This is a genomic window from Comamonas sp. Y33R10-2 (assembly GCF_019355935.1).
Taxonomy (GTDB): Bacteria; Pseudomonadota; Gammaproteobacteria; order Burkholderiales; family Burkholderiaceae_C; genus Comamonas.
On sequence record NZ_CP079925.1, the window covers coordinates 3,098,673 to 3,113,163 of the forward strand.

General features: G+C 56.3%; 14 protein-coding genes. 12 read left to right on the forward strand and 2 right to left on the reverse strand.

The annotated features are described in order from the left end of the window. Positions 1-10: 10 nt before the first annotated feature. Together KUF54_RS13880 and KUF54_RS13885 are read right to left on the reverse strand one after the other, a co-directional pair. Positions 11-820, reverse strand: coding sequence for an RIO1 family regulatory kinase/ATPase (locus KUF54_RS13880; protein WP_219346412.1), 810 nt, complete (start codon positions 818-820; stop codon positions 11-13). Between the two features lie 67 nt (positions 821-887). Next, on the reverse strand, positions 888-2,621 hold the full coding sequence (locus KUF54_RS13885) for an FMN-binding glutamate synthase family protein (protein ID WP_219343367.1): 1,734 nt from the start codon (positions 2,619-2,621) through the stop codon (positions 888-890). Positions 2,622-2,832: 211 nt separating this feature from the next. Between KUF54_RS13885 and KUF54_RS13890 the strand changes: the two genes are divergently transcribed. The 12 genes from KUF54_RS13890 to KUF54_RS13945 all read left to right on the forward strand — a co-directional run bounded on the left by KUF54_RS13890 (position 2,833) and on the right by KUF54_RS13945 (position 14,463). Continuing rightward, entirely contained in the window at positions 2,833-3,630 is a 798-nt protein-coding gene (locus KUF54_RS13890; protein WP_219346413.1) for a YecA family protein, read from the forward strand. Positions 3,631-3,765: 135 nt separating this feature from the next. Further along, positions 3,766-4,083: a helix-turn-helix domain-containing protein gene (locus tag KUF54_RS13895; RefSeq protein ID WP_219343368.1), complete on the forward strand. Its 318-nt coding sequence runs from the start codon at positions 3,766-3,768 to the stop codon at positions 4,081-4,083. Between the two features lie 420 nt (positions 4,084-4,503). Next, positions 4,504-4,674, forward strand: coding sequence for a Flp family type IVb pilin (locus KUF54_RS13900; RefSeq protein ID WP_219343369.1), 171 nt, complete (start codon positions 4,504-4,506; stop codon positions 4,672-4,674). Between the two features lie 11 nt (positions 4,675-4,685). Then, on the forward strand, positions 4,686-5,156 hold the full coding sequence (locus tag KUF54_RS13905; protein ID WP_219343370.1) for a prepilin peptidase: 471 nt from the start codon (positions 4,686-4,688) through the stop codon (positions 5,154-5,156). A 20-nt stretch (positions 5,157-5,176) separates the two neighbouring features. Further along, the gene (locus tag KUF54_RS13910) at positions 5,177-5,713 is read left to right on the forward strand and encodes a TadE/TadG family type IV pilus assembly protein (RefSeq protein ID WP_219343371.1); all 537 of its coding nucleotides are present in this window, start codon (positions 5,177-5,179) and stop codon (positions 5,711-5,713) included. A 55-nt stretch (positions 5,714-5,768) separates the two neighbouring features. After that, complete coding sequence (gene cpaB / locus KUF54_RS13915) at positions 5,769-6,761, forward strand: Flp pilus assembly protein CpaB (RefSeq protein ID WP_219343372.1); 993 nt, start codon at positions 5,769-5,771, stop codon at positions 6,759-6,761. 45 nt (positions 6,762-6,806) lie between these two features. Beyond that, complete coding sequence (locus KUF54_RS13920) at positions 6,807-8,129, forward strand: type II and III secretion system protein family protein (protein WP_255576114.1); 1,323 nt, start codon at positions 6,807-6,809, stop codon at positions 8,127-8,129. Positions 8,130-8,147: 18 nt separating this feature from the next. Next, entirely contained in the window at positions 8,148-9,500 is a 1,353-nt protein-coding gene (locus KUF54_RS13925) for a histidine kinase (protein WP_255576115.1), read from the forward strand. Then, complete coding sequence (locus KUF54_RS13930) at positions 9,497-10,831, forward strand: CpaF family protein (protein ID WP_219343374.1); 1,335 nt, start codon at positions 9,497-9,499, stop codon at positions 10,829-10,831. The genes KUF54_RS13925 and KUF54_RS13930 overlap by 4 nt, the downstream gene beginning before the upstream one ends. Next, on the forward strand, positions 10,824-11,810 hold the full coding sequence (locus tag KUF54_RS13935; protein WP_219343375.1) for a type II secretion system F family protein: 987 nt from the start codon (positions 10,824-10,826) through the stop codon (positions 11,808-11,810). The genes KUF54_RS13930 and KUF54_RS13935 overlap by 8 nt, the downstream gene beginning before the upstream one ends. Beyond that, the gene (locus KUF54_RS13940; protein ID WP_219343376.1) at positions 11,810-12,754 is read left to right on the forward strand and encodes a type II secretion system F family protein; all 945 of its coding nucleotides are present in this window, start codon (positions 11,810-11,812) and stop codon (positions 12,752-12,754) included. The genes KUF54_RS13935 and KUF54_RS13940 overlap by 1 nt, the downstream gene beginning before the upstream one ends. Continuing rightward, complete coding sequence (locus tag KUF54_RS13945; RefSeq protein WP_219343377.1) at positions 12,751-14,463, forward strand: lipopolysaccharide assembly protein LapB; 1,713 nt, start codon at positions 12,751-12,753, stop codon at positions 14,461-14,463. Before KUF54_RS13940 ends, KUF54_RS13945 begins: the two co-directional genes overlap by 4 nt. Positions 14,464-14,491 lie beyond the last annotated feature (28 nt).

Sequence of the window (14,491 nt, forward strand, 5' to 3'; positions counted from 1 at the left end):
TTTGTGGGTTTTAAGCAGCCGTATTGAGTAACTCATGCGCCGCCAACACGCGCAGCGTGTCTCGTCCCAAACTCTTGCTGCGTGGCAAAATGCGCACCCAGCTCAGCTTTTTAACGGTGCCTGCCAGCACTTGCTGGGCATCGCCGGGCAGTTGCTTAACAAAGGCCAGCCAAAGCGCTTTTGCCTGCTCCATAGCGCCTGCTTGCTGCAAAAACAGCGCGGTGGATTGGGCGTAGTTCAGTGCATCACGCGCCATGCACACGGCACGGGGCAGGTGGGCAGCGGGGTCGTCTTCAAAGTCGATAAAGCCAATTACGCCATCAGCGCAGACCACCATGTTGCGCGCCACGGCTTGGCTAAGCACCTCACCTTGGTTGTGCACGTTGTGAATCGCATCCAAGCCCTGTTGCCACAGTTTGAGCGTGGCGCCAGCGCCTTGGGCAATGGCGTCTTCAATGGCATTGCTCAGCGACGGTGCTTCTTGGCCGGGGCGGCCTAGGTGGCGCATCACAAAGGCTTGCTGCGTCGTGGCCAGCACTTCTGGCACGCGCAGTCCCTTGGTTTTAAAGCTGCGCAAGCGGCGTGCCTCGGTCTGAATCGACTCGGAGCCGCCGGGGTTGGGTACGGGCTGCAGCACGGGGGCGCTAAAGAGCTTGGCCAGCGTGCTGAGCAGCCAGTAGTTGAGAGCTGGGTTGCCCTTGCCTGCGCACTTGACCCATAGGGTTTCATGCGCATTGTCATAACGCATGATGTTGTGCGGCTGGTTCAGATGATCATGCAAAAATGCTTCGTAATTGATAGCTGTCTGCGCTTGATGCATCTTGGCTTGAGCGGGAATCTTCTGAAATTTCACGGCAAAGGTCTGTGGGGGGAAGGTTCTGGCCCTCTTAGGTCCAAACTCCATTGCGCAAAGGCAAGGTCTGCGATTGTGCCGCGTTGTCGGCACTGCTCGGAGCAGATGGGCGAAGAACCGGCTGGTGCAGTGGCTGAAAGCTTTGCGCCGTAGCCAGCGGCCAGTAGCTTTGAAAGACTTTGTGCTGCTGGTCCAGGTTTTTCAGCAGGCCGCCTGGCTCCACACGCATGATGAGGTTGGATAGCAAGCTGACCTGCGTATCGTCGAGCCGTCGCACGATATGGTGAGCCGTGATCTCATTGGGGTGCTTGAGGCCCGCGGCCTGCACCAACTCTTGCAACGCGTGCAGCGTGTTTTTATGAAAATTGGCCACGCGCGTGGCTTTGTCGGGCACTACCAGCGCTTGCTGGCGCACGGGGTCTTGCGTGGTCACGCCCGTAGGGCAGGTGCCGGTGTGGCAGCTTTGCGCCTGAATGCAGCCCAGCGCCATCATGAAGCCGCGCCCAGAGTTACACCAGTCAGCGCCTAGAGCCATCATGCGGGCAATATCAAATGCAGTGATGACCTTGCCCGCCGCGCCAATTTTGATGCGGTGGCGCAGGCTCACGCCCAGCAGCGTGTTGTGTACCAGCAGCAAGCCTTCTTGAAGCGGCACGCCCACGTGATCGACAAACTCCACAGGTGCAGCGCCCGTGCCGCCTTCGGCCCCATCTACGACGATGAAGTCTGGCGTGATGTTGGTCTCCAGCATGGCTTTGACAATGGCAAACCACTCCCACGGGTGGCCCACGCAGAACTTAAAGCCCGTGGGCTTGCCACCCGACAGGCGCCGCAGCTTGCCTATGAACTGCATCAGCTCCACAGGGGTGGAAAATGCGCTGTGGCTAGAGGGCGAAATACAGTCCACACCCACAGGGATGCCGCGCGCTGCTGCAATCTCAGGAGTGACCTTGGCCCCGGGGAGCATCCCGCCGTGGCCGGGCTTGGCGCCTTGGCTTAGCTTGAGCTCAATCATCTTGACCTGCGGGTCAGCGGCGTTGGTAGTGAATTTTTCCTCGCTAAACGTGCCGTCCGCATTGCGGCAGCCAAAGTAGCCGGAAGCCACTTCCCAGATCAGGTCGCCGCCATGCTGGCGGTGGTATTGGCTGATGGAGCCTTCGCCTGTGTCGTGAATAAAACCGCCCATCTTGGCGCCTTGGTTTAGCGCCTGAATGGCGTTACCCGATAGCGCGCCAAAGCTCATGGCCGAGATGTTGAAGACGCTGGCGTGATAGGGGCGGGTGCTGGGCTCGTGGCCTTCTTGCGCCTGATCTGGCGTGCCGCCAATCCACACCCGAAAGTCGTGCGAGCCTAGCTTGCTGGGCTGCATGGAGTGATTCACCCACTCATAGCCTTGTTGGCTGACATCGAGCTGGGTGCCGAAGGGGCGGTTATCGACTTGGCCTTTGGCGCGTTGATAAACCAAGGAGCGCTGAGCGCGTGAGAAAGGTTGAGCCTCGTTGTCGCCCTCTATAAAGTACTGACGAATCTCAGGACGGATGAACTCAAACAAGAAGCGAAAGTGACCCATGATGGGGTAGTTGCGCAAGATGGCATGGGGCTTTTGCAGTAAATCCCAAATGCCCAGTAATACGAGTAAAGCCGAGGCAATCAGCCACCACAGGCCTTTGCCAGCCGTCATCTGCGTATACAGCGAGACCACTAAAACGAGTGCCGACGCGATGAGTACGCCGTAGCGCAAAGGCAAGCTATTGAGAACACGATTCACTGCAGATACTCCCTTGGCAGAGGGTGTTGATGGCAGCCCGCTAAAATTCAGGCCTGTCTGGGCACATCCGCATTGGATGCCTTAGCCCCTTATTCCATCGCCCGGTTCTGCTCTTCGATAGTGTTGAAACCAGTCCGGGCCATCATAAAAGCCTTTCCCTATGCAAGAACAAGCAAACAATCCCGCCGTAGAAGATGAGGCATCCGCCGACATGCCTGAGGGCGCACTGAGCAACGATCAGCTCGAAGAGCTGGATGCGCTGCTCGACGAAATGCGCACCCGTGGCGACGAAATCCCTCAGTGGGAGTTCTGCGATGGTTTCCTGACCGCGCTGGTGTGCACACGCCGCCCCATTGAAGCCGCTGAATACCTGCCCATGCTGCTGGGCGACGGCGAGTCGCTGGATGTGGCTGCTGGCCAGCCCCTGCCCAAGCTGGAAGCCTTCAAGGACGAAGCCCAGCAAGCCCGCTTCATGGAGTTGTTTGAGCTGCGCCTGAACGAAGTGCGCACCCAGCTCAACACCGACATCAAGTCTTTGGCTGACGACGTGGCCTTCCAGCCCGAAGCACTGGACACCCGCGGTGCTATCTTGATCCTGCCCGAAGCGGAGCAGGCCGAGCTGGCTGGCGAAGAGATCCCTTCCTTCTCACAAGTGTGGGCGCTGGGCTTTATGTTCGTGGTGGAAAACTGGCCAGAAGAGTGGGCCGCTCCCCGCGACAAGGAAGCCGCTCAGTGGCTGGACGCCGCCATGGAGTTCATCGTCAACCTGACCGAAGACGACACCGACACGCCTGCGCTGAATCTGTACGAAGAATCCGGCCCCGCATCGACCAGCCAAGAGCGTGTGGACGCCTTCGGCGAAGCTATCTGGGCCGTCTATGACCTGCACCGCCTGTGGAAGAGCATGGGCCCGCGCCAGGAAACCATCGTCAAGGGCGAGCAAATCGGCCGTAACGATCCTTGCCACTGCGGCAGCGGCAAGAAGTTCAAGAAGTGCCACGGTGCTTAACTAGAGCGACCCCCTGAGCGGCGTTGCCGCTTCCCCCAAGGGGGACAGCAGCATTGCCGCGGGGACGGCCCTTGCTTGCAGCCTCTGACGCGTCAGAGGTGCTGGCAAGTTTTGTGAGATGAGTTAGTTGAGTTAATGACGACGCATTTAGGTGAGCGCATACGTGCGCGGCGGCAAGAGCTGGGTTTGAGCCAAGGGCGGCTCGCTCAATTGGCGGATGTCACGGCTTCCGCCATATCGCAGATTGAATCGGGTGCCATTCGCACCCTTAAGAACGACACGCTTTCTCGTCTTGCCTTGGGCTTGCAGACCACCGCGCTGGAGCTGATGGAAGGCTTATATAGCGAGACTAAATCGCTGCCTACCGATGAGCAGCGCTTGCTGGACTGCTATAGAAAACTGGGGCCGCCTTTGCAAGATATTGCTATTAAATTGCTTAAGGCCTTGCAGTAAATTTTTGATTGCTGTGAGTTGAGTTGTGAATAAGATTTCTAAAGACCTGCAGCTGGCAGGTCTTTTTTTTTGTATTTGCTGTCGGAAGCGAGTTGGCTCGTTCGATTATGTAGGACTAAGCCTATAGTTATGTAGGATGGAAATGAAAACTGCGTAGCTTGAAATATCGCTACAGCGTGAGCCTTGTTCTGCAAGACACATTCCCATTAAGTGTGCATAGCGTAGGCCGTTGTTTTTATTGATTTTTATTGTTGTGATAATTGCTTATCAATGAAAACCAATGCTTGAAATCTATGCTAGATAAATGTTGATAGCTATTTCAAATATTTCAAGATGTTTCAGTCTGCGTAAGATCAATCCCGCGGTGGTCGAAAAGGTCGCCACAGCGATTCTTCAAACTGACTGTTCAAGGAGTTGATCATGAAAGAGCAAATCATTAAATTTTGGCGTGATGAAGAAGGTGCAACAGCTATTGAATATGGGCTGATTGCGGGGCTGATTGCGGTTGGATTGGTTGTTGCTTTAACAGCGCTTGGTGGAGACCTGAGTGCATTATTCAATCTGATCGGTACTAAGTTGCCTAAGACTTGATAGGAAATAATGTGGGAATAATTCTTCTCACTTGGCTATGCATTTCAGCAGTTTGCGATTTTATTTATCGAAAATGTTTTAACTGGATTGTGATTTTGGGATTTTTTGCGGCATTATCCAGCGCTGCGCTAATCTCAGAATCACATTCTTTAAATATCACTGTGCAGAGTAGAGTGTTTGGATTTTTATTGGCATTTATTATTTTTCTTGTATTTTATTTATTTCGGGTTATGGGTGCAGGCGACGTTAAGTTCGCTGCGGTGCTTGGTGCGTGGGTTGGTTGGGAATTAATTTTGCCAATTTGGGCTTTAAGTTGTGCTTTTTCAGTGATCCATGGGCTTGTTGTGCGCAGTAATTTGAAATACTTCCTTTCGCCTGTAATCAAGTGGCGAGATGGCTCTGAAGAGGAAGGGAGACGATTTATCCCTTACGTAACTTATTTGTCAGTAGCGGCAGTAATTGTTTTAATTCTTGATAAATAGCAGTTTATAAAGGGGGAGATATGCAATTCAAAAAACAAAAAGGCGCTGCAGCCATTGAATTTGCAATTATCTTTCCGATTTTTTTCTTGATTTTTTATGCCATCGTTACCTATGGTTTGATTTTTGCTGCGCAGCAGACCTTAACGCTGGCTGCCGCCGAAGGGGCAAGAGCCGCAGTGCGATATCCGGCACTAGCTTCAGGAAGCACCATGACAAAGCCTGCGCAACTGCAGGCCAGGCTGACTGCTGCATGTGCGAGCGCTAATGTCTCCACGGACTGGCTTAAAACAATGGGTGCAGGACTTGGTGCTACATCCTGCAGCACAGGAGTTAGTTCTGCTGCTGGGGTTTATGCAACCTCCGGTCAATGCGGCACAGGTTCGGCGAGTTTTACGGCCTCTACTGATGCCAGTTTGGTGAACTGCATGACCATGCAGGTGAACTACAACTACGCTGCTGCTCCACTGATTCCCAAGTTGCTAGGGCCTTTGTTGAGTCTGCCAACGCCTGATCTGTTGCAGGGAAAAGCAGTGGCGCAAATTAGCCTGATTGATTGACTGACTAAAACGATAAAGCCTTGTCTCAATAAGCAAGGCAAGAAGAGGGGACGTTATGGTGAATCTCGCAAAGATTGCGGTCGGGGTTTTGCTGGCGCTTGCGCTGGCTTTGGGTATTTATGGGTGGATGCTCGCCAAAGCGCCAGCTGCATCAGACCCACAGGCGCAAACATCAAGCTCAGGCACTCAATCTAGCGCAGCAGTGAGCGTCGTTGTGGCGGCAAAAGCGGTACCTGCTGGCCAGGCGCTCAAGGCGGAAGACTTGCAGGTCTCGGGCCTGCCTTCCAAGCCCGATGGCGCTTATGACGATGTTCAAGCTGCTGTGGGCTCTGTACCTGCTGTAGATATTCCCCAAGGTGCGCCAGTTCTTAAAGGGCAGATGGTCACCGGTCTTGCTCTCAAGGTGTCAGAAGGCGAGCGAGCGGTTGCCGTCAAGGTCGATGAAAGCATTGGCGCTGGCAATCGCATCCGCCCCGGTGACTTTGTTGATGTGTTCTTTGTGCTGCGCCGCGATGGCACTGAGATTGATCAGAGCCAAGCCCGCTTGCTGCTTTCGCGCAAGCGCGTTTTGGCGTATGGCGCGGCATCAGTGGATGCATTGACCACGGCCGATAAGAGCGATGGTAAACAAGGCAGTGGTCCTGACAACGCTCGTACAGCGGTGCTGGCCGTTCCTGTTGCAGAGGTAAGCCAGCTGGCCTTGGGCGGCTCCAGCGGCAGTCTGGTGCTGGCGTTGCGCAATCCCACAGATATGAGCGAGCCTGACCTTGAGAAATTTGCGCCACTGCCCGGCGTGCTGGCGGTTGCTCTGCCTAAGGGCACAGCAACCAATGCGCGCCTAGAAGGCGCTGACGCTGCGCAAGCTGGTGTGGCGATGGGTGCTTTGGCAGGCTCGACGCTTGCTTCAAGCACGCGCATGAATGCCGCTAAGCCAATGACGGCCGGTGTTGCCAAGCCAGTAGCACCGCGTGCGCGCACTGCCTCTGCAGATCCTTCTTTGTCCGTTGAATTTGTGCGCGGCGCTAACTCTCAAACAGTGCGGTATTGATCTATGCATCACAAGATTACTTTGACCTGCGCCCGTATCCTGACTATGAATCGTCTGTCTGTTCTTTGCAGCCTGTCGTTGATGGCTTTGGGCGGTTCAGCGTTTGCACAGCAAGCAGTAGACGCTTCTGAAAAAATAGCAAATCAAGCTGCTGGCGCCAAAGAAATCAAGCTCGTCATAGGTTCGCAGCATGAGCTGAATTTGCCCAATGGCGTAGAGCGTATTGCGATTGGCGACGATACGGTGGCGGGCGTGCATATCAAGCGCGCCGGTAAAGGGGCCGCCGCCAAAATTTTGCTCAATCCGCTCAAGCCCGGCTCCACCTCATTCATGGTCTGGCCGCGTGGCTCTGCGCAAGCGCAGACCTATGTTTTGAATGTGCAGCAGCGCGTGGATCTGCGCACGGCTAAAGCATCGAGTTTGATCGAGCAGCAGTTCGCGAATGAGCTGGCCAACGCTCAGTCTGGCGACAAAGTGAAAACTGTGGACCTCTCCAGCGTTCAGCTCAAGAGCAATGTGGTGCAGGTTGAAGTCAAGGTGGTGGAGTTCAACAAGACACAGATGAAAAAGGTGGGGCTGAACCTTTTCAACACTGCGCCCAATAGTTCAGGTTTCAGCTTCGGTATTTTTGGCCGCGGCTCTTACGGTAACAGTGGGGGGAGTTCTATCCCCGGATCTTCTGCGAATCCGCTGACTCAGGCCTTCAACTTGCTGATGCAGTTTGATAAGGCAGGTATTGGCGTGAACATAGGCATGCTCGAAGGCAATAACCTCGCGCGGGTGCTTGCAGCGCCTACTCTGGTGGCTCTGTCAGGTCAAAGCGCTAGCTTTTTGTCGGGTGGTGAGGTGCCCGTTCCTGTACCTGCAGGCACTGGCATGGTTGCCATTCAATACAAGCCTTATGGCATAGCCCTGACCGTGTCTCCAACGGTGCTGTCTAACGATCGCATCGTGCTCAAGGTCGCACCAGAGGCAAGTGAGCTGGACTATGCCAACAGCATTGTTCTCAACAGTGCGACTGTCCCATCTATTACGACTCGTCGTGCTGACACGACGGTAGAGCTGGGCGATGGTGAGAGTTTTGTGATCGGTGGCTTGGTGAGCCGAGCGACAATGTCTGGCACGGATAAAGTGCCTTTGCTCGGCGATATTCCCATCTTGGGTGTGCTCTTCAAGCGCCAAGAATTTCAGCAAAAGGAAAGTGAGCTGGCCATCGTGGTGACACCGCGTTTGGTCAAGCCGTTGGCTCGTGATGTGGATGTGGATGCGTTGCTGCCAGGGCGCACAGAGCAGCGTAATCCTTCCGTCTGGGGCCCGTGGGTGGCAGGGGGCCTGTCACGCAGCGTGGCGCCCGGCTTCTCGCGTTGAGGGTCAAGGTGTTTAGGCATGAATATGCGCACTGATTCTTCCTACCTCAACACTGCGCAGCCAAGCCCGGTTGCAGGTGATGCACGGGTGGTGCTGGTGACGCAATCGTCAGCACATGCTTTTTGGCTGGCCAGCGCTTTGAGCAATCACGCGCAGGTGATTCCCGTGGCCAACGATCTTGCACTGCTGCAGTCGACCATGTCTGCCCCCGGTATGGGTGTGGTGGTTGTGGACTTTTCTTCGCCCATGACTGACTCCGGAGTGAGTCTGGTGGGCGAGCTGCGCAGCGCTTTCCCCAGTGTCGTCATCATGGGTGCAGGGGCTGCTGCAGAGCCCACCTCCATGCGCGCAGCCTTGCGCTGTGGAGTGGTTGAATTTATTGACTGGGATGCGACGGAGAGCGAGGCCTGCAGCGCTGTTAAGCAGCAGCTTCATGCCCGCGCCCAAGTACAGGAGCCTGTGGCACTAGAGTCTGAAACACATGGCTTTGCGCTGCCCTTGCTGGGAGCACGCGCAGGCATGGGGGTGACGACGCTGGCCACGCATCTTGCAGTAATGCTGCAAGAGATGCAGGCCCATGATGTGCGCGGCGCAACGCGCAGAAAACAAGTTGCAAGACCTTTTGGTGCCAGTCAATTGCCGCAGGATGAGGCCGTACACGCCGCGCTGCTTGATTTGGGCTTGCCTGCAAGAGACGGCTTGCTGTATTTAAGCGTAGCAGGTGACTTCAATTTTGTGGATGCCGTGCAAGGCATGCGCCGTCTTGATGCAACACTGATTGATTCAGCCTTTGCCAAGCACTCAACCGGCACGGCAACCCTTGCGTGGCCCTCTGACTTGGGGCGGCTGCGCGAGGTCAGTCCGGCGGCTGCTGCCAACGTGGTGGGTGCGCTCAAGGATTTACTCAAGGCTCAGGTGATTGATTTAGGCGGAATGATGCAGGCCGATTTTTTGGCGCCGGTACTGCGAGAAAGCGGGCAAGGCTGGGTGGTCTGCGATCAGTCGCTGGGCGGCATTGTCTCTACGGCGCAGCTGCTCAAAGAGCTGGATTCCAAGGGCGTTGATCGCAGCACACTTAAGCTGGTGCTCAACCGCTTTAATGCGCAAGCGGGCCTGCCTGCCAAAGAGGTGGCGCAGCGTCTGGGGCTTGATTTGCTGCATGTGCTGCCAGATCGCTCAACGGCACTGCTCAATGCCGCCAGCTGCGGTCAGTTGTTGTCGCAAACCTTAAGGGGCGATCCGTACGTGACAGGTATTCGCAGCATGGCGCGAGACTTGCTCGGCGATGCCTTGGCAGGCGAGAAAGTCTTGGCGACACCCTCGCCAAGCATTCTGGGGCAATGGGCCAAGCGATTGAGGAGAGGTGAATGAGCATGGATGTCGTTTTCGCCGAAAAGGACAGTAACTTTTCGGACTCCAAACAGCTGCTGCTGATCAAAAACGTCGCGCATGAACACCTGCTGACAAGAGTGGAAGAGTTGGGCGCAGTTTTTGCCAAGTGGTCTAGCAGCCGTGTGCGCCAGTTTGTGCATCAGGAGCTGGAGCAGTTTGTGCGCCAGCAGCGCTTTCCTGTCAACGATGATGAAGTGCAATGGATAGCGCAGGCGCTGAATAAAGAGCTTTCGGGCCTAGGGCCGCTTGATGATTTGATGGCAGACCCTGAAGTCGAAGACATTCTGATCAACGGCTACAAGAGCGTCTTTGTCTCGCGCAAAGGGGTGCTGCAGCAAGAGACGCTGCACTTCACCGACAACGCCCATGTGCTGCGCATCGTGCGCCGCATTATTTCGCCGCTGGGGCGCCGTCTGGATGAGTCCAACCCTATGGTTGATGCACGTTTGCCGGATGGCGGACGTATCAATGTCGTGATCGAGCCGCTGTCGCTAGATGGCCCCGCAGTCTCCATTCGCAAGTTTCGCGACGACCCGCTGACGGTGCAGGATCTGGTCAGTTTTGGTACTTTGGATGAAGGCATGTCCCGCCTTTTAGAGCTGGCCGTGCGAGAGCGCTGCAACATTGTCATCAGCGGCGGCACCAGCTGCGGCAAGACCTCCATGCTCAACGCCATTGCGGGCTTTATTCCTGTGAATGAGCGCGTGGTGACCATTGAAGACACGGCGGAGCTAACGCTGCCGCACCCCCATGTGGTGCGCATGGAAAGCCGCCCCGGGGGCTTTGAAGGCGCAGGCGCTATCTCTATACGCGACTTGATGCGCAACAGCCTGCGCATGCGCCCTGATCGCATTGTGGTGGGCGAGGTGCGCGGCGCTGAAGTGCTGGAGATGCTGCAGGCCATGAACACCGGCCACGATGGCTCTATGGCCACGATTCACGCAAGCTCACCGCGTGAATGTCTGCATCGTATGGAAATGCTGGCGGGCTTTGCAGGCTTTCAGGGCAGCGAGGTGAGTTTGCGCCGTCAAATATCCAATGCGCTGGACTTTATTGTGCAAATCAGTCGCCTGCCCAATGGCAAGCGGCGCATTACATCGATCACCGAAGTCACCGGCATTACGGATAGCGTGATTGCCACGCAAGAGCTTTATCGACACGAGATTTTGCCGCAGACCGAGGGCGAAGACCTAGAGCGCTGGACAAGTTTGGGCATGGTGCCGCATACGCCAAAACTGACGCGTTTCAGAGCGCTGCTGCAACACGCAGGTAGCCAAACTGGCAATAACTCTGGGATGCGCCATGGCTAGTAGCGCCTTCTTGCTATTGAGCTTGGCACTGCTGATAGCCGCCGCCGCTGTGGCGCTGTGGATGTTTACCAGTCGCCAGCAAAAGACGCGCAAGATGGCGCAGCATCTGGAGCAAAGCCTTGAGAAAAGCGCAGCCGCGTCCGCTGCTTCTGCCGCCTCTGCAGCTTTTACAGCCAGAGATGCCAATGCCTCAGCATTTGATACCTCCATTGCAGATGCGCTGCTGGCTAAAGAAAGAAAAGCAGGTTGGCCTGTTCCCGCCATCTTGCTTGGCACAGTCAGCGCCAAGCTGTTTTACGGGGGGCTGGCGCTGATTGCGGCCATGTTTATGGTCATAGGCCTTGCGGCCAGTTGGCTTGCTGCGAGTGCTGCCGTGGTGGTGCTGGGCATTGCCTTCTTCTTTTTTCTATATTCACGGGCGCAGAAATACCGCTCGCGGCTCACGCGTCAGTTGCCGGGTTTTTTAGATAACACCGTGCGGCTGGTGACGATTGGAAACTCCATACAAGCCGCTTTTCAGATAGCTGCCGCGACGACCAAAGAGCCGCTGCAGTCGGTGATGGAAAAGTCAGCCAGTCTGGCCCGCGCGGGCATGGATCTTGAAAACTCCGTCGCCCATGTAGCGCGCCAAACGCGGCTCGATGAGCTGCATTTGCTGGCGGCTATTTTGCGCATCAGCGTGCGTTATGGCGGCCGGGTCGATTTGCTGCTGGAGCGCGTTGCCAGCTTTATGCGCGACCGAGAGCAAGCGGAGCAGGACTTGTCCGCCATGACGGCAGAAACGCGCATGTCGGCTTGGGTGCTAAGTCTGCTGCCAGTCGCGGTATGCGGGCTGATTATTTCCTTTAACGCAGGCTATTTTTTGAAGATGTGGAACGACGCCAGTGGGCGCAACATCATCTGGGCTGCTGCGGCCTTGCAGGTGTTTGGCGTGGCTCTGCTCTACCGCTTGGCTAAGCTCGATGAGGGGGCTGATTGATGGAAACCTCGCGCCTTCTTTTAATGCTCAGCGTGGCCTTTTTGATGCTGGCGGCGCTGGTTGCGGCGGGTTTGATTGCCTATGCCCATCAGCGGCGTGAACGCAGCAGTCAGGTGATGACTGATGCCCTCAATCGCAGCGGTGTGACAGCCGCTGCAGTGCTCGGTAAACCAGTAAATATTCTCAAGGCCTTCAACGGCGGCGAAGCCCTGCCAGAGCATTGGCTCAACACCTCGTTTGGCAAGGCGCTGGTGGCTGAAGAAGACCGTATCTTGCTGGGTAAATGTGGGTGGGGCTCCACCCGTTCGCAGCTGCAATACTTGATAGCGCGCAGCGTATGTGCGCTAGTGTTGCCGCTGCTTGGCATCTTTGTTTTTTCGGGCAGTAAGAATTTTCTGTTCTACCTTTTTGCGGCGTTTGTCGTCGGTTTTCTGGCCCCTAAATGGGTGCTGCGTAGCGTGGCTGGCCGGCGCCGCGCCAGTGTGGCGCGAGAGCTGCCGCTGCTGGTGGATTTGCTGGGCTTGCTGCAAGGCACAGGTATGAGTCTGGACCAGACTTTGCAAGTCATTGGTTCGGACTTTGGCAACGTCATGCCCGTGCTCTCTAAAGAGGTAATGCTGGCCAACCAGCAGTACAGCCGAGGCAGCACGCGCGAGCGCTCTTTTGGCCGCATGAGCGAGGTTTATCAAAATGAGAATTTGGCCAACCTGACATCGCTGATGCTTCAAATCGACAAATACGGTGGCGCGGTGCAAGAGCCGCTGCGCGTGTTTGGCGAGCGCCTGCGCGAACAGCGCAAGGCCAAAATGAAAGAATTGATCGGCAAGATTTCGGTCAAGATGACAGGCGTCATGGTGGTGACCCTGCTTCCGGCCCTGATCATTATTACGGCCGGACCCGGCTTTTTAGCGGTAATCCAGGCGTTGGGAGAGATGAGCAAATGACGATAAAAAACCCGCATCTGATGCTGCCGCTGGCAGCCGTTGCCCTATCCATGCTGACAGGCTGCTCCAGCATGGGTAGCCTGATGGGGCAGAGCCAGCCGCAGCTGTCTCCCGCTGCCAAAGCCGCCGCTGAGATGCCGCTGGAAAAAGAAGTGGCAGTCAACACGCAAGAGACTTATCTTTCGCTGGTCAAGCAGATGCAGGCCAAGTCGCTTTGGTACGCCTCTATTGCTCACCTTGATGCGCTGGATAAGCAGTGGGGTGCTTCCAGCGACTCGCGCCTGATGCGTGCCGATGCTTTGCGGCAAGTCGGTCAGCTCAATGCTGCCGCCCTGATTTATCAAAGCCTGCTGAGCACGGCTAAAGATGGCGCTGCGCGCTACGGCTTGGGCCGTGTAGCCGCGCAAAATGGCGACTTTCGCTATGCCGCTCAGCAGATGGAGCAGGCGCGCATGAGCAACCCAGTCGACTCGCAGTTGTTGACGGATTTGGGCTACGTGCATCTGCGTGCGCGTGACCTGAATGCGGCGCGCATTCCCTTAATGCAGGCGGCACAACTCAACCCTGAAGATGCACAGGCCAATGTCAATCTGAGCTTGTTCATGATGGTCAGTGGCCAAGCTGCGCAAGCCGAAGAATTTATGCGCGACCGCAAGCTGGATGCGCAGACTCGGCAGGCCGTGAAAGAGCAAGCCGGCGAGTGGCTGCAGGGGGCCAAGCAGGCTGCTCAAGCATTGCCAGACCCCGCGACGAAGGCCACAGGAAAAGTAGTAAATCTCTCGCGCCAAGAAGTCGTGCAGCCTGCAGCCACCGTGGCTAAAACCGCTGAGCCCGTTGTTGCACCAGAAGCTGCCAAGGTGCAGGAGGTGCCCGCAGCAAAAAAATCTCTTCCGGAGCCTGAGGTGGCGCAGACTCCGGTAATCGTCTCAGCCCCGCCGCAAGTGACACCGGAGATCACGGCAGACGCAGCGCGTGCCAGCATGCCAGCGACAGCGCCGGCTGCGTTGGTTGAGCTGCCTTTGCCTTTGGCAAATTTAGCCCCGCCCATGCAGGCGCAAAGCGCGGCACGCGCTGCCAGTGGCGGCCAGTGGATGGTGTCTGGCGGCGGTTTTGACTCTGGGCGCTCGAGCTACCCCGGTCGCTTCATGCCTGCGACTTCTCAAACCTATGCTTATGCGGTTCCTGCGCCTGCGTCAGTGTATGTGCCTTCGCAAGCGGATCTTGCTGCTTCAGTAGTACCTGTGGCTAAAGCAGTTGTCGCCGGGCCGTCAACCTCTGTAGTTGCTGTAAGCCCTGAGCCGCTCGTAGTGCAGCAGCATTTGATGACAAATCAAGCTCTTGCGGCGGTGCATCAAGCACCAGCAGCTCCTTTATCTGTAGCAAATAAGGCATCGGTGCTTGCTCCTACTCTCGCACCTGCAGCGACGCCTGCAGCCGTACAGAAATTGCCTGAACTCCGTCAGCCCACAGGGCCTGCAAGATCGCTGCAAGAAGGTGCTGTGGTGATGGCTGTTGCGAATGTCACCAGCCCCGCTGCTGCGCGCGTGCGTCAGGCCAGTTCAATTAATGCCAGTCAGCAGGTAGTACAAGCCATGCTGCCGCGCCGCACAGCGCCTGAAGGTCTGTTTTTTGAAACCCCGGATGTGGAAACCAGCAGTCAGCCAGCCCCTTCAGCCAAGACAACCCCTCCCGAGCGTGTGTGGCCCTGATCCGCTGGCGTGAATTTCCAAGGAAACC

Coding starts and splice junctions, on each gene's coding strand:
- KUF54_RS13880 (WP_219346412.1), bottom strand. CDS start 820: ATGCATCAAGCGCAGACAGCTATCAATTACGAAGCATTTTTGCATGAT.
- KUF54_RS13890 (WP_219346413.1), top strand. CDS start 2,833: ATGCCTGAGGGCGCACTGAGCAACGATCAGCTCGAAGAGCTGGATGCG.
- KUF54_RS13895 (WP_219343368.1), top strand. CDS start 3,766: ATGACGACGCATTTAGGTGAGCGCATACGTGCGCGGCGGCAAGAGCTG.
- KUF54_RS13900 (WP_219343369.1), top strand. CDS start 4,504: ATGAAAGAGCAAATCATTAAATTTTGGCGTGATGAAGAAGGTGCAACA.
- KUF54_RS13910 (WP_219343371.1), top strand. CDS start 5,177: ATGCAATTCAAAAAACAAAAAGGCGCTGCAGCCATTGAATTTGCAATT.
- cpaB (WP_219343372.1), top strand. CDS start 5,769: ATGGTGAATCTCGCAAAGATTGCGGTCGGGGTTTTGCTGGCGCTTGCG.
- KUF54_RS13920 (WP_255576114.1), top strand. CDS start 6,807: ATGAATCGTCTGTCTGTTCTTTGCAGCCTGTCGTTGATGGCTTTGGGC.
- KUF54_RS13925 (WP_255576115.1), top strand. CDS start 8,148: ATGAATATGCGCACTGATTCTTCCTACCTCAACACTGCGCAGCCAAGC.
- KUF54_RS13930 (WP_219343374.1), top strand. CDS start 9,497: ATGAGCATGGATGTCGTTTTCGCCGAAAAGGACAGTAACTTTTCGGAC.
- KUF54_RS13935 (WP_219343375.1), top strand. CDS start 10,824: ATGGCTAGTAGCGCCTTCTTGCTATTGAGCTTGGCACTGCTGATAGCC.
- KUF54_RS13940 (WP_219343376.1), top strand. CDS start 11,810: ATGGAAACCTCGCGCCTTCTTTTAATGCTCAGCGTGGCCTTTTTGATG.
- KUF54_RS13945 (WP_219343377.1), top strand. CDS start 12,751: ATGACGATAAAAAACCCGCATCTGATGCTGCCGCTGGCAGCCGTTGCC.